Below are 19,019 nucleotides of genomic sequence, written 5' to 3'. Positions count from 1 at the left end.
CCAGGCAGTCAGGGCTGCAGCGTCTGCCGGTGCTCACGGAAGCCGGCGTGGCTGAGCCGGTAGTCGATCTCCACGCGCCCACCGGCGCGGGGCACGAACGGCAGCGTCATCGCCGCGCCGGGGTAAAGGCTGCGTTTGATCTCGTGCGTGGTGCAGCGGCCGTCCGCGGCGCAGTCCTGCACCTGGTTGACGCCGAGCCGCAGCGTGCCGCGGTTCAACAGGCGATCACCGTCCAGGGCCATCTCGACGCGCCCCTCGGCGGGCAGCACATTGACCAGCACGCCCCAGACCAGGCTGACGCCCAGCGTGGCGCTGGCGCCCTGCACCGGCACCTCCGGCGTGCTGTCATCAGGACCGCGTACGCCTTCGAAGTAGATGCGGAACGCGGTTTCCTGCTCGACCGGCTGCAGCGGAATGATCCGTATCAGGCGCGTGCCGCCTCCTGCCAGACCGAAGCGTCCTGGCGTGACCGCCATGACCGCTGCGGTGCCGACGGCCTCATCGACTTCTTCCTCGTGGTCACTGGCCGGGTGCAGGATGCGTTTCACCGTGGCCTGCACGTACTGCGGCTGCGGTGATTGCGAGTGCACGCGCACGGTCGTGGTCTTGCCGGCTTCGGCGTGCACGCGCATGGGGTGGACGTTGAGATTGGCCAGCACCGGTGCCGCTGGCAGAAGGGCCAGCAGCAGCGCGCCGGCCAGGGGAATCTTGCTCATGGGATCGGGTTCCAGGGGAAGGTCAGAGGCGGTCGGTCGGCAGGCGCATTTCGAGCTTGAGGCGGCCGTCGTAGTAGCCCTCGCGTTTCTCGGACGCCGGCACACGGGGGGTTTCCAGGGTCAGCGGCGTGGGCACGCAGTACACCCACTGGTTCATGTCGGGCAGCATCACCAGCCGCAGCTCGGCGGTATCGATGCCGCGCAGCAGCACTTCCTCGTTGTTGTGCAGGGCGATCTTCTGGCCGCTGTGGTCCAGGGTGAGCTGGTAGTCCAGGCGGTCCTGTGCCTCGCGCCCACCGTCGCGGTGCCAGACCGAGTACTGCGATGGCGGACGCCCGGGCGCGGAGGGGCCCATGTCACGCGCGGTGATGGCCAGATACTCGCTCTGCGAGCCCATGCCGTCGTACAGGCACATGTCCAGCACGGCGGTGCCACCGATCGTGCCGGGTGAGGGAATCGGCCGGTAGTCCAGCTGCAGGCCCACCAGCGGCTCGGCCATGCCGAACTCGGGCAGGTAGATCATGGTGCGGTCGCGATCGGTGATGGTCAGATCGAACCGGAACACATGGGTGGCGACGATCGGGCCGTCGGGATCGATGCGCAGGTTGAGGCGGAGTTCTGCTCTCCAACGACCCGCAACGAGATTCCCGACGTCTTCACTGTGAATGATGAGCCGCGCAGCTGTACCACCTGGAGGTATCTGGCAATCGCGAGTCGTGGAACTCCAGAGCGGATATCTGTTCTTATCCCAGAAATCATCGCTGCAAGTGCGCTGCCACTCGGCCCGCTCTATCCACCCTACAACGTCGATGCCGATGTCCTGACCGCTTCTCAGTTCGCGAAACTGAAGTGGGAAGGATGCGTGGGACACAGGCCCCTCCTGCGTATCACGCGTCGGACAACGCCCATACGCAGGGTCTTCATCACACGTCAGATGGATCTTCCCGTACCCCAGCTCCACCTCCCCGTACCCGAGCACTGTCCTGGGCGCCCACAGCTCCAGCGCTTCGGGCGCGGAGCGGTCGAAGGTGCGGACGATGTCGGTGGTGATCACGCCGGTGGCCGGCGTCGTTGCCGGTGGGCGCTGTGCCAGCGCCTGTGCACTGCCAAGCAGGCAGGCCGCGGCCAGCAGCAGCCTCCATGCGGTCCTCATCGCGCACCTCCACTCATCACGTTGCGTTCGTTGCGCCCCGCCACCGGGGCCAGTTCGTTCAACAGGCGCTGTACCCGCGCCTGGTGGCGGATCGGTGCCGGCAACTGCTCCAGCGCCAGCGGTTCGCACTGCACCTGGCCGACCAGCAGCACCACGCTGCGGCGCTCACGCACGGTGAGCGGGCACTGCAGCAGGTCGCCTGCACGCAGCAGGTAGAGCACCGGCTCGCGCTGCGGGAATTCGGCGATGAAGCCGCCGTCGCGGCCCAGCGAGGGCACCGGCGCATTGAGGATGCGGGCGCCTTCCAGCGGGGTACCGGCGATGTCGCGTGCGTTGCCGATGAAGGTGTACGTCACGTCCAGCGTGACCGGCAGCGCGATCACCTTTCCCGGCAGCAGGAAGGCGTGCTGCGCCGCGCCCAGGCGGGCGACACGCACTGCGGCGTCGCTGTCGTGCGCACTGGCGTCCTGCACGTCCACGCGATGACGCTGGTAGCCGCCCAGCGGCAGCAGCCGGCGCTCACCGAAGCCGAGGATGCGGCGCCGGTTGCTGCCGGCGCGGATGTCGGCAGCCGCGCCACTGAGCTCCAGATCGCGCGCATCGTCCACGCTGACCACTACCCCGGCATCCGCGCCATGGGCGCCGCCCCAGTGCAGCCCGCGTGCGGACAGCGACAGCCCCGACGTGTGGTTGCCGCTGTAGGCCAGTTCACCCCCACCGTGGTGCTGGTAGTACGACACCGATGCACCGCTCTGCCCGAAGCGGTTGTCGATACGGGCGCTGGCCAGCGCGCTGTAGCGGTCGTCGTTGTACGCGCTCAGCTCGGCGCCCAGATCGCGCGCGTCGCCGTCGCGCTCCTGCCGCAGCGAATGCGACAGGCCCAGGCGGGCATCCGGGCGGCTGTGCTGGGGCTGGCGCATGTCCAGCGCCACGCGCTGCTGCACGCTGCCGTCGTCGATCCGCTGCAGCCGCGAGACTGCAATGTTCAGGTAGAGGCCGCGATCACGGGCAGGCCCGCGCCCGCTGCCGGTATCGGTGTCCTGCTGCCACACCCCCAGCCGGCTGCCGATGCTCAGTCCACGCCACTGCCGGGTACGGCTGTAACTGGCCTGCAGGCTGCGCGAGGTCTGCGCAGGACGCAGCGCCGGCACATGAGGCGGCAACAGGCCCGGCGGCAGGCCCGTCCAGGCATCGTCGTCTTCGCCGGGCAGGCTCCACTCCGGGGTGAAGCTGCGCCGGCGCGTGTATCCCAGGTACAGGCTGCCGCCGAACAGGGGCGCCGATACCGAGGCACTGAGCGCATCGACACAACCGAAACGGTCATGCAGCACCGGCGTGCTGCTCTGGCACGCACCGCCACGCAGGCGTTGCCGATAGACATTCCAGGACGCGTAGTGGCGATAGCTCAGCTGCTGCTGCAGGCCGTGGCTGCCGTCGCCTCCGTTCAGCACACCGACCATCGCCTGCAGGTCATGCCGCCCGAACTGCTGGCGTCCCTCCAGGCGCAGTTCGCCGTAACCGGTATCGGCGACGCGGGCGATACCCGCTGTCATGCCGTAGTTGCGCGCAAGGGGGATGCGCAACCCCGCCTGTACCGCCGTGTCGGACGCATCGCCGATGTCACTTGCACGTGTCGCATGCGCACGACGCCGCCCGCCCTGCACGAACCACTGCAGGCTGCGCTCGGACCAGTCGCCGCCCCGGCTGAAGGGCGCCTCCTCGCTGCGCACGAAGCGGCCATCCTCATAGATGCGCAGGGTGACGGTGTAGCTGCCGAGCGGAAACCGGCGCGTATCGAGATCGTTGACACCGGCCTGCAGGTAAAAGGTCTGCAGCAGGCGATCACCGTCGAAGGCGTCCACGCGTGCATCGCGGCCGAGCAGCACGGTCAACGGGGTGGAGGTGACGTTCGCGTCGGTATCGACGTAGGCCTGCGTGGTACCCACGCGCAGCCCTTCGAAGCGATCCAGCGGCAGCATGCCGAAACCGAAGGTGCCGCCCTGCTGGCTGGACAGATTGCGCCGGTCCATGCGGCCCAGCTGCACGTAGTGGCGCTGGGCAAGATCGTGGCGATAGTAGAGATCGTCCAGCTGGAAGCGGTCATGCGCGCGATAACCCTGCCGCGCCTGGCGGCTGTAGTTCCAGCTGCTGGCGACATGGCCATCGCGCAGCACGCCAAGCACCGTGCTGCCCTGCACGCTCAACGCCTGATAGCCATCCCCCCCACTGAAATTCACGGTCTGCTGCTGCAGCAGCGCGTTCTGTGCCTGCTCGGACACCTGGTGGAACGGCGAGCGCTGCGCGCTCTGCTGTGGCAGCCACCGGCGTGCCGGAAACAACATCAATACGCCATCGCTTTCATCGAAGATGGCGTGCACCTGCGCGGGATCGTCCGGACTGTCGATCCAGCCGCAGCCGGGATCCGGTTGGCCGTAGGGACACGCCAGATGACTGTTGCGCGGCAGCGGTGCAGCCAGTGCCGCCTGCAGCGCGTCGCGCGCATCGGCGCTGAGACCCAGGGCTTCCAGAACCTGCGCGGGCTGGTCCAGCTGCACCGTATCCAGCGTGACCCAGGCGGACCACAGGCCGGCCGACTGCCCGAACAGGCGTACCTCGACACGCTCGGTCTGGCCGCTGGCGAGGTCTTCGAAACCGGCCGGTACCGGCCGTGCGTGGACAGCCGGCAGGGTCGGAATGGCCAACGTCAGGGCGAGCGCGACCGCCAGCCGGCTGTGGGCAGGTGCAGGTATCAACATGGGGAGACAACCGATGGCCGGCCGGCCCGCGCACGGGCCGGCGCGGTGGGGATTACGGCGCGGCGGTGTTCTGCGACACGACCAGCGCAACGGTGCCGCTGTACAGGCCCGCGAAGTTGATCTCGCCGGACACGGTCTGCTGCACGCGCAGCGGCATGGCGATCGACGCACCCGGAATCGCGCTGTCGAACAGGTCGTCTGCAGCGAAGTCGATCGGGGTGGTCTCCAGGGCGCGGCCGTTGAGGCTGACCGTCAGCGGCACGTTGATGGCACCCGGTGCGGCCAGGTCGGGACGCAGCACGGCGTCGGCCGCCAGGCGCACGCTGACGTCCTTCTCGGTGTCGTTGGTGAAGATGCGCACATCTTCGCTCCACGACGACAGGCCGGCACCGCCGGCGCGGTAGACCAGCTGCACCGCGTCCGGCAGCGCGGTGCCGTCGGCCTTGAGCAGGGACAGGGTCGGATCGACGTTCGCCCACACGGTGATGTTGGTTTCCACGGCGGCCTGCGCGGTCAGCGAAGCGCCGGCGAGCGCCACGGCCAGGGCGGCCTTCTTGAACATGTGCGACATGGTTTCTCTCTCTGATGGATTGGGTTGCCTCCTGGATGGAAGCACTGCCGGCACGGACCTGCCCTGCCAGCAGCGCGGTCAAGGTATTGATCGGCTCCTGCGGTGTACATGCAACGTTTCTTGATTGCCGATTACGCGTACTTCTGCGACATCACACACGCATCGCGCGTGCCGTGACCAGCAGAATGCGACGCTTTCGGCATTGCTCCGACCAGGGCACGACCACGGCATGGGCAAAAAAAAACGCCCCCTTGCGGGGGCGTTCTTCCACGTTGCGATTGCGGGGCGATCAGCCCTGGTAGTCGCGCACGTCGCTGCCGGTGTAGACCTGGCGCGGACGGCCGATCTTCATTTCTGGATCGACCTGCTGTTCCAGCCAATGCGACACCCAGCCGGAGGTACGGCCCAGGGCGAACATGACGGTGAACATCTCGGTCGGAATCTGCAGCGCCTTGTAGATGATGCCGCTGTAGAAATCGACGTTCGGGTACAGCTTGCGGGCGACGAAGTAGTCGTCCTGCAGCGCGGCCTGCTCCAGCTTCACGGCCACGTCCAGCAGCGGGTCCTGCACGCCCAGCTGCTTGAGCACCTTGCTGGTCATCTCGCCGATGACCTTGGCGCGCGGATCGAAGTTCTTGTAGACGCGGTGGCCGAAGCCCATCAGGCGGAAGCCGGAGGTCTTGTCCTTGGCCTTGAGCACGGCCGATTCCACGTTGTCGGCCGAACCGATTTCTTCCAGCATCTTCAGCACGGCTTCGTTGGCACCACCATGGGCCGGACCCCACAGCGCGGTGACGCCTGCGGCAACCGACGCATACGGATTGGCACCGGTCGAGCCGACCAGGCGCACCGTCGAGGTGGACGCGTTCTGCTCGTGGTCGGCGTGCAGGATGAACAGCAGGTCCAGCGCCTTGACCACGTCTGGATTCAGTTCGTACTGGCCGTCGGCCGACTCGAAGGTCTGCTTCAGGAAGCGGCTGACGTAATCCAGCGAGGTGTCGGGCGTGTTGGCCGGCAGGCCCTTGCCGTGACGGTAGATCAGCGCCGAGAGGGTCGGCACCTTGGCGATCAGGCGCACAGCGGCCTGGCGGCGCTGTTCGGCGTCGGACAGGTCCAGCGCGTCGTGGTAGACGGCCGACAGCTGCGCGATCGCGGCAGCCAGGATGGCCATCGGATGGGCATCCTTGGCGAAGCTGCCGATCAGGGTGTTGATCGAATCGGGGACGTTGGCCTCGGCAGCCAGCTCATCGGTGAAGGCCTTCAGCTGCTCGGCGCTCGGACGCTCGCCGTTGATCAGCAGGTAGGCCACTTCGACGTAGCTCGACTTTTCCGACAGCTGTTCGATCGGGTAGCCGCGGTACAGCAGCACGCCCTTGTCGCCGTCGATGTAGGTGATGGCGGACTTGCAGCTGGCCGTCGCGGTGAAGCCGGAATCGTAGGTGAAGTACCCCGTTTCCTTGGTCAGCTTCGCGATGTCGACGCAGTCGTTGCCAAGGGTGGGTTTGATGACGGGCAGAACGACCGACGTGTCGCCGGCGTTGAGCGTGACCTGATCAAGATCGGACACTGTGTGCGCTCCTTCATGGGAAGGCGCCTGCCCAAGCGCATTGGTCAGGCACGTGAATGACGTCCACGACCTGTGTCGTGGATCACGCCATTATCGCACAGCAGCATTTGCCCGGTGCTAGACGGAAGTCGTAGACGGCAGGCGGCCGGAACCCGGCCAGCGAGTGGCCCGGATCGGCAAAAGCGTTGTCACGCGAACGCAGTGTTCTGTCCATCCAAACGCCTGTTGGGCAGGCGCCGGGGAAAAACAAACGGCCGCGCAGAGCGCGGCCGTCGGTTCGGAGCGGGATCGACAGATCAGCGCGCGTAGCGCTTCTGGAACTTGTCGATGCGGCCCGAGGTGTCGATGACCTTGTGCTTGCCCGTGTAGAACGGATGCGAAGCCGAGGAAATTTCAACCTTGACCAGCGGGTATTCGTTGCCGTCTTCCCACTGGATGGTTTCCTTCGTCGCCATGGTGGAGCGGGTCAGGATCTTGAAATCGGAGGTGACGTCATGGAAGACGACGTCGCGGTAGTTCGGATGGATATCGGCCTTCATGGGCTCACACCGTAAATGGGCTGGTGGTCAAGAGCGGCATTATAAGCACCGGCCGCCCCTTGGGGCAACCGGTTGCGTGGATCCGCGCTCAGTCCGCGCCAAGTGCCTGCCGCACAAGGCTTTCGAAGCGGGCCTGGTCGTAGGCCATCAGCAGGTCGCAGTTGTCCGGCTGGCCGGTCTGGCGGTTCCAGTCGACGAGGGTCGCGCCGCGACTGAACGTTCCGTTCAGTTCCACGTTCAGCGGCCGCGATTCCACGCGCAGCTGCCCTTCCGGGTTCAGCGCCCAGGCCATGGCCAGGGCATCGGCGGTGTACCAGCGTCCGCCCTTGCTGTCTTCGGACAGGCCACGGGTCTTGCGCGAGATCAGCTCATAGAAGCGGGCGCGCTCCGAATCGGCCTGCAGCCACGTCTCGGCCTGCTGCAGCGGCAGGCCGTGGGCGACGGTGGCTTCCCAGTCCGACACCAGCAGGTGCTTGAATGCGGTGAACACCACGTGCGCCGCTTCCGGATCGAAGGCGATGTTGAACTCCGCCGCCGGCGTGATGTTGCCGTGGCAGGTGACCGCGCCGCCCATCACCACGATGCGCTTGATGCGCTGAGGCAGGGTCGGGTCCAGCTTCAGCGCCAGCGCCAGGTTGGTCAGCGGGCCGAGCATCACCAGCATCAGTTCGCCGGCATGTTTGTGCGACAGGCGCAGGATCGCCAGCGCGGCATGCTCGGCTTCGGCCTGTCGGCCCGGCGGTGGCAGATCGACATCGCCGTAGCCATCACGGCCGTGCACATGCGCGGCATCGACGGAGGGATGCAGCAGCGGATCGGGGCTGCCGGCAAACACCGGCACGTCGGGACGGCCGACGATGTCGCAGAGCTTGAGGGCGTTACGGACGGTGTACTGCAGGCCGACATTGCCGGCGGCGATGGTCAGGGCGACCACGTCATGCCGTTCATCGGCAAAGGCCATCAGCAGGGCCAGGGCGTCGTCCACACCGGGATCGGTGTCGATCAACAGGGGGATCTTGTGGGTCATCGTTGCCGTCTTCAGATCGGCAACGAAGTGTGGACCGGGATGATGACCGTTGCAAGCATGGGGGTTCTGGCAGGGCTGTGCCCTGCACCCGCCGAATCAACGGCAAACGCCAGAGCAACGGCGAAAGCTGGTTTTCCGTGGGATGGCGGGGTGGGCCCGGTTGCGGGGGACGCTGCAAGTACGTCCATGTAAGCTCGGTCGCGCCATCCATGGCGCTCACGCCCCCGCAACCGGACCCACCCCGCCTTCGACAGTTTCCCGCGGTCTGTCGGAACGGCGTTCTGCTCTGCCAGGTGTCGACCTTGGTCGACACATCCACGCAATGCGTGGATGAACATGGAAATGATCGAAAGCGCTGTCTGTAGAGCCGAGCCATGCTCGACTCCCGCGCGCAGCGCACAGAGGCCGCTTACGCCGAGGCGTAGCGCACGGCCGTGCCGATCCAGCGCTTGACCACGCGGTCGGCCAGTGCGGGCTGCTGGGACAGCAGGCGCTCGGCCAGGTCATGCACGCCGGGCAGCAGGCCGGCGTCGCGTGCCAGATCGGCAATGCGGAAGCCGGCCAGGCCTGTCTGCCGCGTGCCAAGCAGTTCGCCCGGCCCGCGCAGTTCCAGGTCCTTCTCGGCGATGACGAAGCCATCGTTGGTGTCGCGCATGGTCTGCAGACGCTCACGCGCCATCTGCGAAAGCGGCGCCTGGTACAGCAGCACGCAGCGCGACACCGCCGAACCGCGGCCGACGCGACCGCGCAGCTGGTGCAGCTGGGCCAGGCCCAGACGCTCGGCGTTCTCGATCACCATCAGCGAGGCATTGGGCACGTCCACACCCACTTCGATCACCGTGGTCGCCACCAGCAGGTCGATGTCACCGGCCTTGAACGCGACCATGGTCGCCTGTTTCTCGGCGGCCTTCATCCGCCCGTGCACCAGCCCCACGCGCACGCCCGGCAGCAGCGCCTGCAGCGATTCGAAGGTGGCCTGTGCGGGCGTGGCATCCAGCTCTTCGCTTTCCTCGATCAGCGTGCACACCCAGTACACCTGCCGCCCTTCCGCGCAGGCCAGGGCGATACGTTCGATCAGCTCCGGACGGCGGTCGTTGTTCAGGGCCACGGTCTGCACCGGCGTACGGCCCGGTGGCAGTTCGTCGATGGCCGATACGTCCAGGTCCGCGTACTCGGACATCGCCAGCGTGCGCGGAATCGGCGTGGCGGTCATCACCAGCTGGTGCGGCACGCTGTTGCCGCCGGCGCCCTTGTCGCGCAGCGCCAGGCGCTGGTGCACGCCGAAGCGGTGCTGTTCGTCGACGATGGCCAGGGCGAGGTCCTGGAACACCACCGCCTCCTGCATCAGCGCGTGGGTACCGACCACCACCTGCGCTTCGCCATTGGCGACCTGTTCCATCACCTTCGCGCGCGCCTTGCCGGTGACCTTGCCGGCCAGCCAGGCGATACGTACGCCCAGCGGCTCCAGCCAACCGCGCAGATTGTTGAGATGCTGTTCGGCCAGCAGTTCGGTGGGCGCAGCCAGCGCGACCTGCTTGCCCTGCTCTACCGCCAGCATGGCGGCCAGCGCGGCCACCACGGTCTTGCCGGAACCCACGTCGCCCTGCACCAGCCGCAGCATGGGACGGGGTCGCGCGAGGTCTTCGCGGATCTGCTTGAACACGCGCGCCTGCGCACCGGTGAGGGCGAACGGCAGCTGCTTCAGCAGGGCCTTGGCCAGCGCACCGGGGCCGGCCAGCGGCGGCGCATGATGCGCCTGCAGCGCGATGCGTTGGCGACGCAGGCTGAGATGGTGTGCCAGCAGTTCTTCCATCGCCAGCCGGCGCTGCGCCGGATGGGTGCCGGCGGCCAGCGCGGCCAGGTCGGCATCCGGTGGCGGCCGGTGCACCGTCAACAGCGCACTGCGCAGCGACGGCAGGCCGAGGCCATCGAGCCAGCCGACGGGCAGCAGTTCCAGCGCGGCTTCTTCGGGGAGGCGATCCAGTGCCTGGCCGATCAGCCTGCGCATCGTCATCGGGCCCACACCTTCCACCGTGGGATACACCGGATCGAGGCGGTCGCCAAGTTCAGGATCATCGTTGCGCCCCAGCACCTGGTAGCTGGGATGAACGATTTCCAGGCCAAGGTGGCCCGGCTTGGGCGTTCCGAAACAGCGCAGGCGGTTGCCGACCGCGAACTGGCCGACCTGCTGCTGGCGGAAATGGAAGAAGCGCAGCACCAGGGTGCCCTGCCCCTCGTCCTCGACCGCCACCTTCAGCATCGGCCGGTAGCGCATGCCGCGCTCGACCGCGACGACGCGCACTTCCACCTGTGCCGGCACGCCGGATCGCAGGTCTTCGATGCGGGTCAGCCGGGTCCGGTCCTCATAGCGCAGCGGCAGGTGAAGCCAGAGATCCTGCAGGGTGGCCAGGCCACGCGCCTGCAGCTTGGCGGCCACGGCCGGACCCACGCCGGCGAGCATCGCCAGGGATGCTTCGCCGGACGGTGACAGGACCGGAGTGACCGCCGCCTTGCGTGCCACGGGGGCGTCAGTCGATGACCATCACCGCGTCGACCTCGAAGTTGGCGCCCTTCGGCAGGCCGGAGACTTCGATGGTGGAACGGGCCGGGAACGGAGCCTGGAAGTAGTCCTGCATGACCGCGTTGACCTTGGCGAACTCGCCCAGGTCGGTCAGGTACAGGCCAAGGCGCACGACCTGGTCCAGCGAACCGCCGGCAGCTTCGGCCACGGCCTTGAGGTTGTCGAACGCGCGGCGGGCCTGGGCTTCGACATCACCGGCACCGACGATGTCGCCGGTCGCCGGATCAAGCGGGATCTGGCCGGAGAAGTACACGGTGTTGCCGGCGCGCACGGCCTGCGAGTAAGGGCCGATGGCGGCAGGCGCCTTTTCGGTGTTGATGATCTGGCGGGACATGGTCGCTCCGGTGCATTTGGAAAACAGAGCGGCGATTGTAGCAACCCGGTAGCGCCGGGCCATGCCCGGCGACGTTTGGTTCATGCTGCGTGGCGCGCTCGCCGGGCATGGCCCGGCGCTACCGGTGCACCATCCACCCATGGTCTCCGGGCCGGGCGCATCCGTAGACTGGCTGCTGATTCCTGTGGGACCAAGCCATGGCAAACGTGTTCGACTCCCCCTTCAAGGGCAAGCTGCTGACCGAAATGGTCACCAACCCCAACATCCTCGTCGGCCGCTACAGCTACTACTCCGGCTATTACCACGGGCACGGCTTCGACGACTGCGCGCGCTACCTGCTGCCTGATCGCGACGACGTGGACAAGCTGATCATCGGCAGCTTCTGCTCGATAGGAAGCGGCGTCAGCTTCATCATGGCTGGCAACCAGGGCCACCGGCACGATTGGGCATCGACGTTTCCGTTCTTCTACATGCAGGAAGAGTCGGCCTTTGCCGCGGCCAATGACGCCTTCAGGCCGGCCGGTGACACCGTGATCGGCAACGACGTGTGGATCGGCGCCGAGGCGATGATCCTGCCGGGAGTGCGCATTGGCGATGGTGCCGTGATCGGTAGCCGGGCACTGGTGACCCGCGACGTGGCGCCCTACGCCATCGTGGGCGGCAACCCGGCCAAGGTGCTGCGCAGCCGGTTCGAAGCGGAGGACATCGCGCGGTTGCTGGAAATGGCGTGGTGGGAGTGGCCGCTGGCGCAGATCAAGGCGGCGATGCCGTTGCTGACCGCTGGGGATATCCCGGCGCTGCATGCGTATTGGCGCGAACAGGCGGCGTGATCCGACCTCGCGCATCGTGTGCACGGAATATCATCCACGCATGGCGTGGATCTACTTCAATCCGGGCCTGCGATGCGCCATCCGTAGAGCCGAGCCCATGCTCGGCTGCTTCAGGCAAGAGCAGCCGAGCGTGGGCTCGGCTCTACAAGAACCATCCACGCATGGCGTGGCTTTACTGGCGGCGCACCGACTGCACGACCGACAGGCGGCGCAGGCGCCGCATGACCTCGGCCAAGTGGTTGCGGTCGCGCACCTGGATGTTGAACGCCAGCACGGCAGCGTTGAAGTCGCGATCCAGATAATCCACGCGCTCGATGTTGGACTGGCTCTGCGCGATCGCGGCGGCAAGCTGGGCCAGCACGCCGGTACCGTTCTCCACTTCCACCACCAGCGAGGTGTCGTAGTCACCGGAAACGGTGGTATCCCAGCCGATCAGCACCCAGCGCTCGGGCGACTTGCGCAGCTCGGCCAGGTTCGGGCAGTCCATGCGATGCACCACGATGCCCTTGCCGGCGGTGTGGTACCCCATGATGTCGTCGCCGGGAATCGGCTGGCAGCAGCCCGCGAAGGTGACCACGCCGCGCTCGCTGCCATTGATCAGGATCTTCTCCTGCGAGTGGTGGCGCGAATGCGGGCCGCCACGCAGTTCCGCATAGGCCATCAGCGCCTGCGCGGCCTGGGTCGGCATCCAGTTGCCGAGCGCGACTTCGGCCAGCAGCGCCTCCAGGCGCGGGAAACGGTGTTCGGCCAGGAATGCATCCAGGCGCCCCTTCGGCAGCCGCTCCAGCGAGGAATCCATCGCCTCCAGCGCACGGTCAAGCATGCGGTGGCCCAGCTGCACGGCGTCCTCGTGCTCCAGCTGCTTGAGCTGGTGGCGGATCGCGGTGCGTGCCTTGCTGGTGACCACGAACTCCAGCCACTGTGGTTTGGGCGTGGCCGAACGCGCGGTGATGATCTCCACCGACTGCCCGGAGACCAGCTTGGTGCGCAACGGCACCAGCTTCTTGTCCACGCGCGAGGCCACCGCCATGTTGCCGACATCGGTATGCACGGCGTAAGCGAAATCGAGCGCGGTGGAATTGCGCGGCAGGGCCAGGATCTTGCCCTTCGGCGTGAACAGGTAGACCTCGTCCGGGAACAGGTCGACCTTCACGTTGTCGAGGAATTCCAGCGAGGAGCCGGCCGCGCGCTGCGAATCGATCAACTCGACGATCCACGCGTGGGCACGGCTCTGCGCGCTGTTGGGCGAATCGCCACCGAACTTGTAGGTCCAGTGTGCGGCCACGCCTCGCTCGGCAATCAGGTCCATTTCCTCGGTACGGATCTGCACCTCGATCGGCGAGCCGTACGGTCCGAAGAGCACGGTGTGCAGCGACTGGTAGCCGTTGGCCTTGGGAATGGCGATGAAGTCACGGAAGCGGCCGTCCAGCGGCTTGAACGTGGCATGCACCGAGCCCAGTGCGTGATAGCAGGTGGGCACGCTGCGCACGACCAGGCGGAACCCGAACACGTCCATCACCTGGTCGAAGCTCTTGTTCTCGTCGCGCATCTTGTTGTAGATGCTCCACGGCGTCTTGATGCGGCTGACCAGGCGGTGTTCGATGCCCTCCTTCGCCAGTCGCTGCGAGAGCTGCACTTCCACCTGCGCCATCGCCTCGCGGCGCACCACCGGCTGGCTGCGGATGTGCTTTTCCAGGATCGCGTGGCGCCACGGATACAACGCCTTGAAGCCCAGGTTCTGCAGCTCGCTCTTGACCAGGCTCATGCCCAGTCGCTGCGCGATCGGCGCGTAGATCTCCAGCGTCTCGCGGGCGATGCGGCTCCTCGCTTCGCGGCTCTGGGCGCCCAGCGTACGCATGTTGTGCAGGCGGTCGGCCAGCTTGATCATGATCACGCGCAGGTCGCGCGACATCGCCAGCAGCATCTTGCGGAAGCTCTCCGCGGCAGCTTCCTGGCGGTCCCGGAACTTCAGCTTGTCCAGCTTGGTCACGCCATCGACGAGTTCGGCAACCGGCTCGCCGAACTCGGCGGCCAGCGCCTCGCGGGTCAGCGGCGTGTCCTCGATGGTGTCGTGCAGGATCGCGGCGATCAGCGCTTCGACATCCAGGCCGAGCTCGGCCAGCACCTGCGCAACCGCCACAGGATGGGTGATGTAGGGCTCGCCCGACTTGCGTGTCTGCCCAGCGTGCGCAGCGGCCCCGACTTCCCAGGCACGGCGCAGCAGCGGCAGCTGCTCCGGCGGCAGGTAATGGGCGGCGCGTTCAAGCTGGAGGACGTAGTCGGGTACGGCGGCAGTGGGGGCTGCGGCGACCTTGGCAGTGGGGCCTGGGTTCATGCCCGAAGCCTATTCCAGCGCGACGTTTACGGCAAATCCTGAATGCGAAACAGCCCGCACGGGGCGGGCTGTTCGGCGTGTCCAGCGATGACGTTGATCGATGCGATCAATCGTCGTTCTTGGACATGTCTTCGTCGGCGACCACTTCCGCGGCGGCCCACTCCAGCGCTTCGCGCTCGGCGCGCTCACGCTCGGCCTTCTCGACTTCGTCGATCAGCGCGTTGTCGATCTTGCGGGCAGCGATCTCGCGCAGCGCCAGCACGGTCGGCTTGTCCTCGGTCTCGCTGTTGTCCAGCGTGGCCTGCACGCCATTGGCGAGCTGGCGGGCACGCTTGGAGGCCATCATGACCAGCTCGAAACGGTTGTTAACGACTTCCAGGCAATCTTCTACGGTGATGCGGGCCATACGGGCTCCCGGCGACCGGTCGGCCGCTCAGTCGAATGAGGGAAAGGGGACGGAGTGTACCGGCAGGGGCTGGACAAAATCAAGCCAACCCTCACCCGATTCTTTTGGAATCAGTCAGTTGCGCCCGGATCAGGGGTCAACAGGGCCTGGATCAGCCCGGCGTGGCGGACCTTCTGGGCCTCGCGGCGCAGGCGGCTGGCGGTGAAGATCGCGCACAGCTCGTCCACGGCGGTGTCGAACACCTCGTTGACGATGACGTAGTCGAACTCATTGAAGTGCAGCATCTCGTCGCGGGCGGCGCCCAGGCGCTGGGCGATCACCGCCTCGCTGTCCTGCCCACGCTTGCGCATGCGGTCCTGCAGGGCCTGCTTGGACGGCGGCAGGATGAACACGGTGACCGTGCCCGGTACCAGCTGCCGGACCTGCTGCGCGCCCTGCCAGTCGATCTCCAGCAGCACATCCTGGCCGGCCGCCAGCTGCGGTTCCACCGACTGCCGCGCCGTGCCCTTCCAGTCTCCGTGCACCCATGCATGCTCGAAGAAGTCGCCCGCAGCAATCATCTGCTCGAACTTCTCTGCGGTGACGAAGTGATAGTGCTCACCGTTCACTTCACCCGGTCGCATGGCCCGCGAAGTGAAGGAGATCGACAGGGCGATCTGCGGGTCGCGGGCCAGCGTCGCGTTGACGATGCTGCTCTTGCCGGCGCCTGAAGGGGCGGCAACGATGTACAGCGTGCCGCGCGCGATGGTGGCCGACGGGGTGGACGGGGCGCTCATGCACGGAACCCAACTGGTTGATTTCGCAAAATTTTTCCTCGATGTTCCAGACGTGGCGCGGAGGATCGCGCCAGGACGGCGGGGACTGCGCGGAACATCCTGGAACCAGGCCCGGCAGACGGCTCCCCGGGGTGCGGGCACGCAACTTTACCAGAGCGGCCCCTCCCCGCGCCCGGCCACACCCGGCCGGCCTTGTGCCACATGGGCATGCGGGGGGCTGTGCTATAACCGGCGCATTGCGGTCGTTCCCGGAAAGACGCTCGCGGCATGCTGGCGGTTCTCCCCTTCGACGGCCGTACCCACCGACAGCCCGGAGGCCTGCACGCCTCCCCGCCATCCAAGGAGAACGGCATGCCCTCGATGAGTCGCCGCCAGTTCCTGAAGGTCACCGGGACAACCCTGGTGGGCTCCAGCCTGGCCCTGATGGGCTTCGCGCCCGGCATCGCGCTCGCGGAGGTGCGGCAGTACAAGCTGACCCGCGCCACCGAGACCCGCAACACCTGTACGTACTGTTCGGTGGCCTGCGGGATCCTGATGTACAGCCTCGGCGATGGCGCCAAGAACGCCGAGCCGAGCATCTTCCACATCGAGGGCGACCCGGACCATCCGGTCAACCGCGGCACGCTGTGCCCGAAGGGCGCCGGCCTGGCCGACATCATCCACAGCAAATCGCGCCTGCTCTACCCGGAATACCGGGCACCGGGTACGAACGAGTGGAAGCGCCTGAGCTGGGACGACGCTCTGGACCGCATCGCGCGGCTGATGAAGGAAGACCGCGACGCCAACTTCGTGCAGAAGAACGAGGCGGGGCAGACGGTCAACCGCTGGCTGACCACGGGCATGCTGGCGGCCTCGGCCACCAGCAATGAAACCGCGGTATTGACCCACAAGGTCGTCCGCTCGCTTGGAATGCTCGCATTCGACAACCAGGCACGTGTCTGACACGGCCCGACGGTGGCAGGTCTTGCCCCGACGCTAGGCCGAGGTGCGATGACGAATCACTGGGTCGACATCAAGAATGCCGACCTGATCCTGATCATGGGTGGCAATGCCGCCGAGGCACACCCGTGCGGGTTCAAATGGGTGACCGAGGCCAAGGCACACAACAAGGCCCGCCTGATCGTCATCGATCCACGCTTCAACCGCTCGGCCGCGGTGGCCGATGTCTACGCGCCGATCCGCACCGGCACGGACATCGTGTTCCTGGGCGGCCTGATCAACTACCTGCTGGCCGAGGACCGCATCCAGCACGAGTACGTGCTGAACTACACCGACATGTCGTTCCTGGTGAAGGACGAATTCGCCTTCACCGACGGCCTGTACTCGGGCTATGACCCGCAGAAGCGCAGCTACGACCGCTCCAGCTGGGACTACCTGTATGGCGACGACGGTTACGTACGCAGCGACCCGACCCTGAAGGACCCGCGCTGCGTCTACAACCTGCTCAAGCAGCACTACGCACGCTATACCGTGGAGATGGTCGAACGCATCTGCGGTACGCCCGCCGACAGCATCCGCCAGATATGGGACATGATCGCGTCCACCGCCGGCAAGGACAAGGCGATGACCATCCTGTACGCGCTGGGCTGGACGCAGCACTCCGTCGGTGCGCAGAACGTGCGCGCCGGCACGATGGTGCAGCTGCTGCTGGGCAACATCGGCGTGGCCGGCGGCGGCATGAACGCCCTGCGTGGGCATTCCAACATCCAGGGCCTGACCGACATCGGCCTGATGTCCGACCTGCTGCCGGGCTACCTGACACTGCCCAGGCAGGACGAGCAGGACTACAACGCCTACATCGCCAAGCGCACGCAGAAGCCGCTGCGCGCCAACCAGATGTCGTTCTGGCAGAACTACCCGAAGTTCCATGTCAGTCTGATGAAGTCGTGGTGGGGCGATGCCGCCACCGCCGACAACAACTGGTGCTTCGATCACCTGCCCAAGCTCGACAAGCCCTACGACATGCTGCAGGCCTACGAGCTGATGAACGAAGGCAGGATCCATGGCTACATCTGCCAGGGCTTCAACCCGCTGGCCTCGGCACCGAACAAGGGCAAGCTGATCAGCGCGTTCTCCAAGCTGAAGTTCATGGTCAGCATGGACCCGCTGGAAACCGAAACGATCGCCTTCTGGCAGAACCATGGCGCACTGAACGACGTCGACCCGAGCACGATCCAGACCGAAGTGTTCCGCCTGCCGACCACCTCGTTCGCCGAGGAGAACGGCGCGGTGGTGAACTCCTCGCGCTGGCTGCAATGGCACTGGAAGGGCGCCAACGCACCGGGCGAAGCGCGCAGCGACATCGAGATCATGTCCGAGCTGTTCCACCGCATCAAGGCGCTGTACGAGAAGGACGGCGGCGCGTGGTGGGAGCCGGTGCGCGACCTCGCCTGGAATTACGCCGACCCGAAACTGCCGACGCCGGAAGAACTGGCGATGGAGTACAACGGCAAGGCACTGGTGGACGTGTTCGATCCGAAGGACCCGACCCGGCTGGTGCGCAAGGCCGGCGAACAGCTGGCCGCGTTCGGCGACCTGCGCGACGACGGCAGCACGTCTTCCGGCTGCTGGATCTACATCGGTGCGTGGGGGCCGACCGGCAACATGATGGCACGGCGCGACAACAGCGATCCCACCGGTATCGGCAACACGCTGGGCTGGGCCTGGGCGTGGCCCGCCAACCGCCGCGTGATGTACAACCGCGCCTCGTGCGACGTCGCCGGGCAGCCGTTCGATCCACGACGCACCCTGCTCGCCTGGAACGGCAGGAACTGGGGCAACATCGACGTGCCCGACTTCAAGGCCGATGAAGACCCGGCCGGCGGGATGGGCCCGTTCATCATGAACCCCGAGGGCATCGCCCGCTTCTTCGCCAAGGCCGGCATGGCCGAAGGCCCGTTCCCGGAACACTACGAGCCCTTCGACACGCCGTTGCGCAGCAACCCGCTGAGCCCGGGCCAGGCGCTGACGCTGAACAATCCGGCCGCGCGCGTGTTCGACAGCGACCGCGCGCAGATCGGCTCGCCGGACGAGTTCCCGCACGTGGCCACCACCTACCGGCTGACCGAGCATTTCCACTTCTGGACCAAGCACGGCAAGCTCAACGCCATCATCCAGCCGGAGCAGTTCGTCGAGATCGGCGCAGCCCTGGCCGACGAGCTGGGCATCGGCAACGGCAGTCGCGTGCGGGTCAGCTCCAAGCGTGGCCACATCGAAGCCGTAGCGATGGTGACCAAGCGCATCAAGGCACTGCAGATCGATGGCAGGACGGTGCACCAGGTGGGCGTGCCGATCCACTGGGGCTTCCTGGGTGCTGCCAAGCCCGGTTACATCGCCAATACGCTGACCAACGCCATCGGTGACGGCAATTCGCAGACGCCTGAATCGAAGTGCATCCTGGTCAAGGTCGAGAAGGTGTAGGAGACACG

At 66.6% G+C, this 19,019-nt stretch carries 14 protein-coding genes; 2 read left to right on the top strand and 12 right to left on the bottom strand.

Features of this window, described 5'->3' with window-relative positions; genetic code table 11:
- Positions 1 to 8 precede the first annotated feature (8 nt).
- The 9 genes from AC5P76_RS00850 to AC5P76_RS00810 form a co-directional block, all read right to left on the bottom strand.
- On the bottom strand, positions 9 to 716 hold the full coding sequence (locus AC5P76_RS00850) for a pilus assembly protein (protein WP_197600564.1): 708 nt from the start codon (positions 714 to 716) through the stop codon (positions 9 to 11).
- A 22-nt stretch (positions 717 to 738) separates the two neighbouring features.
- Complete coding sequence (locus AC5P76_RS00845) at positions 739 to 1,869, bottom strand: CblD like pilus biogenesis initiator family protein (RefSeq protein WP_253118323.1); 1,131 nt, start codon at positions 1,867 to 1,869, stop codon at positions 739 to 741.
- Positions 1,866 to 4,625, bottom strand: a complete 2,760-nt coding sequence (locus tag AC5P76_RS00840) for a TcfC E-set like domain-containing protein (RefSeq protein ID WP_065181679.1) — start codon at positions 4,623 to 4,625, stop codon at positions 1,866 to 1,868. Before AC5P76_RS00840 ends, AC5P76_RS00845 begins: the two co-directional genes overlap by 4 nt.
- Positions 4,626 to 4,677: 52 nt before the next feature.
- On the bottom strand, positions 4,678 to 5,196 hold the full coding sequence (locus tag AC5P76_RS00835; protein WP_065181680.1) for a CS1 type fimbrial major subunit: 519 nt from the start codon (positions 5,194 to 5,196) through the stop codon (positions 4,678 to 4,680).
- Between the two features lie 289 nt (positions 5,197 to 5,485).
- On the bottom strand, positions 5,486 to 6,763 hold the full coding sequence (locus tag AC5P76_RS00830; protein ID WP_053520043.1) for a citrate synthase: 1,278 nt from the start codon (positions 6,761 to 6,763) through the stop codon (positions 5,486 to 5,488).
- Between the two features lie 296 nt (positions 6,764 to 7,059).
- Positions 7,060 to 7,302 carry a type B 50S ribosomal protein L31 gene (locus AC5P76_RS00825; protein ID WP_005410871.1) on the bottom strand — a complete coding sequence of 81 codons (243 nt, stop codon included), beginning with the start codon at positions 7,300 to 7,302 and terminating at the stop codon, positions 7,060 to 7,062.
- Between the two features lie 88 nt (positions 7,303 to 7,390).
- Positions 7,391 to 8,329, bottom strand: a complete 939-nt coding sequence (locus AC5P76_RS00820) for a nucleoside hydrolase (RefSeq protein ID WP_065175735.1) — start codon at positions 8,327 to 8,329, stop codon at positions 7,391 to 7,393.
- 409 nt (positions 8,330 to 8,738) lie between these two features.
- Positions 8,739 to 10,850 carry an ATP-dependent DNA helicase RecG gene (gene recG / locus AC5P76_RS00815; RefSeq protein WP_253118322.1) on the bottom strand — a complete coding sequence of 704 codons (2,112 nt, stop codon included), beginning with the start codon at positions 10,848 to 10,850 and terminating at the stop codon, positions 8,739 to 8,741.
- Positions 10,851 to 10,857: 7 nt separating this feature from the next.
- Positions 10,858 to 11,244: a RidA family protein gene (locus tag AC5P76_RS00810; protein ID WP_053519454.1), complete on the bottom strand. Its 387-nt coding sequence runs from the start codon at positions 11,242 to 11,244 to the stop codon at positions 10,858 to 10,860.
- A 197-nt stretch (positions 11,245 to 11,441) separates the two neighbouring features.
- On the opposite strand from AC5P76_RS00810, the gene catB reads away from it, so the two are divergent.
- Complete coding sequence (catB, locus tag AC5P76_RS00805) at positions 11,442 to 12,074, top strand: type B chloramphenicol O-acetyltransferase (RefSeq protein ID WP_111186780.1); 633 nt, start codon at positions 11,442 to 11,444, stop codon at positions 12,072 to 12,074.
- 172 nt (positions 12,075 to 12,246) lie between these two features.
- Here the strand turns inward: catB and AC5P76_RS00800 are convergent, their stop codons facing one another.
- The 3 genes from AC5P76_RS00800 to gmk all read right to left on the bottom strand — a co-directional run bounded on the left by AC5P76_RS00800 (position 12,247) and on the right by gmk (position 15,591).
- On the bottom strand, positions 12,247 to 14,409 hold the full coding sequence (locus AC5P76_RS00800; protein ID WP_053519455.1) for a RelA/SpoT family protein: 2,163 nt from the start codon (positions 14,407 to 14,409) through the stop codon (positions 12,247 to 12,249).
- A 106-nt stretch (positions 14,410 to 14,515) separates the two neighbouring features.
- Positions 14,516 to 14,815, bottom strand: coding sequence for a DNA-directed RNA polymerase subunit omega (rpoZ, locus tag AC5P76_RS00795; RefSeq protein ID WP_005410877.1), 300 nt, complete (start codon positions 14,813 to 14,815; stop codon positions 14,516 to 14,518).
- A gap of 110 nt (positions 14,816 to 14,925) precedes the next feature.
- Positions 14,926 to 15,591: a guanylate kinase gene (gene gmk / locus AC5P76_RS00790; RefSeq protein WP_053519456.1), complete on the bottom strand. Its 666-nt coding sequence runs from the start codon at positions 15,589 to 15,591 to the stop codon at positions 14,926 to 14,928.
- Positions 15,592 to 15,942: 351 nt separating this feature from the next.
- On the opposite strand from gmk, the gene fdnG reads away from it, so the two are divergent.
- On the top strand, positions 15,943 to 19,011 hold the full coding sequence (fdnG, locus tag AC5P76_RS00785) for a formate dehydrogenase-N subunit alpha (RefSeq protein WP_146256248.1): 3,069 nt from the start codon (positions 15,943 to 15,945) through the stop codon (positions 19,009 to 19,011).
- Positions 19,012 to 19,019 lie beyond the last annotated feature (8 nt).

This window comes from Stenotrophomonas sp. YJH_SMC_36 (assembly GCF_059369935.1).
The sequence above is the reverse complement of the archived record's forward strand: the minus strand, read 5'-3'. Positions and strand labels throughout refer to the sequence as shown.